Origin of the sequence: Tropicimonas sp. IMCC6043, from assembly GCF_004146235.1 — a bacterium.
GTDB lineage: Bacteria > Pseudomonadota > Alphaproteobacteria > Rhodobacterales > Rhodobacteraceae > Tropicimonas.
Genome location: NZ_SELO01000154.1, coordinates 1 through 550 on the forward strand (window position 1 = coordinate 1; position 550 = coordinate 550).

Here is a 550-nt window from a genome sequence, read left to right on the forward strand (position 1 = left end):
CTGAAACACAGTCTTGGCCAGATCCAGGCCGATCCTAACGATATCCATGGCATGTCTCCTCTCTCATCCTGTGGATGTCGAAGTGTCACCGCCGCCGGGCGGCGGGGTCCATACCATTGCTCCGTTTGCGCAAGGCTTGATTTGAGCTGATGGCGATCTTCGCGGGTGGCGGTCATGTGTCCGGCCTTTATGCGCGGTGCCAATGACCGCTGGCCTTGATGAAGTCCGCGAGCCGGGTCCCGATCAGACGGACGAGCTTTGAAGCCCTGACAACTCCTCGGGGTGTCCCAGCAGCGGTTCCGCTCGATCATCATCACTCATGTTTGCCCCTGCGTTCTTTCGCGGCGAGTCCCTGTCGCCACGCATGTTCTTCGTCCGTTCAGCTGACCGGTGCGGCCCTGTAGGTCTCTCCTTTGGCAAGCTGGGCCCATGCGGTTCGGGCGGTCTTGTTGGCGATTGCCACCGTGACGAGCCTCGTTGGCTTGCGTTCCAGCAGGGATCGGACCCAGGCCCCGGTTCGTGTCTGGGTGGTTTCAGCCCGCCGCGTCAC

The 550-nt window shown here is 61.8% G+C and carries 1 pseudogene; it reads right to left on the minus strand.

Features of this window, described 5'->3' with window-relative positions:
• Positions 1-379 precede the first annotated feature (379 nt).
• Positions 380-550: pseudogene (locus EU800_RS27840) on the minus strand (IS110 family transposase); the annotation flags it as partial.